The organism is Parasphingomonas frigoris, assembly GCF_036663815.1.
In the GTDB taxonomy this organism is placed as follows: domain Bacteria; phylum Pseudomonadota; class Alphaproteobacteria; order Sphingomonadales; family Sphingomonadaceae; genus Sphingomonas.
In genome coordinates this window covers 1-1,089 of sequence record NZ_JAXOJQ010000086.1, presented here as the reverse complement: position 1 = coordinate 1,089, position 1,089 = coordinate 1, and the positions used below count along the sequence as shown (strand labels likewise).

Annotated in this window: 2 protein-coding genes; both read left to right on the top strand. The window is 68.4% G+C overall.

The annotated features are described in order from the left end of the window. Positions 1-555 (top strand): thioesterase family protein (locus U1872_RS22655; RefSeq protein WP_332795099.1); only part of this gene is annotated, 555 nt, incomplete at its 5' end. A gap of 125 nt (positions 556-680) precedes the next feature. Continuing rightward, positions 681-1,089, top strand: a 409-nt coding sequence (locus U1872_RS22650) for an EF-hand domain-containing protein (RefSeq protein ID WP_332795098.1), incomplete at its 3' end; no start/stop codon positions are given.

Sequence of the window (1,089 nt, the reverse complement as noted above, 5' to 3'; positions counted from 1 at the left end):
AGCCGACTACGGCGCGGGCGCAACGCCGCGTTCGTCCAGGCGGATGTCGAGAGCGAGGCCGGGCTCGGCCTACGCGCGACCTTCGTATTCATGGGCTTGGTGGAGTCGCGCGTCGATCACCAGACCGGCGGCGCGCCGGACTTTCCGATGCCGCAGCCCGATACGCAGACGTTCCGCGGCCATAGCGCGGTCGCGTTCTCGCGCAATTTCGACCTGCTCGACCGCCGCGACGACAGCGTCGGGCCCGCCGAGTGGCTCCGCTGGGCCCGGCTGGTCGACCGTGACGGGCTCGATCCTATGGTCGAACTCATGGCCGTCGCGGATTGCCTGCCGCCTGCCGCGCTGAAGCTGCTCGGCGGGCCTGCGCCGCTCAGTTCGATGACATGGCTGCTCAACATTCTCGGCCCGCAGCCGGTAACGCGCGACGGCTGGTGGCTGCTTCGTGCGACGACCGACTATACGAAGGACGGCAGTTCGAGCCAGCAGATGGCGATCTGGAACGCCGACGGCATGCCGGTCGCCGAACAGATGCAGAGCGTCGCGATCTTCGCCTGACCCCATATCCCGGCCCCTGACATATCTTGCGACACATTGCCGCCACGGCGGCAGAACCGTGCGACAACCGGGGTTTAGACGGCGGTTATTCGATGGGAATTCGTCCCACTCCGCCGGAGACCGACATGCGCAAGACCGTCCTCACCCTGATGATCGCCGCCAGCGCGATCACCTCCGCCGCCAGCAATGCGCAAACTGCCCCCGTGGCGCCTATGCGTCAGGATGCGAGCGGCGTCGCCACGCGCGCGGACGCGATCGCGCAGGCCGACGCCCGGTTCGCGCAGATGGATACCGATCGCGACGGCCGGGTGACCGGCGGCGAGATGCAGGCCTATCGTGCCGCGCTGCACGATCGGATGGTCGCGAGCGGTCGCGATGGTCCCGTGCCGTCGCCGGGCAGGCGCAAGCATGATGGCATGGGTCGTGGGATGGCCTCCGACGGCGACGGCAGCGTGACGCGCGAGGCGTTCACAGCTCGCGCGCTCAAGCGGTTCGACCGGATGGACGCCAATCACGACGGCACGATCGACGCAA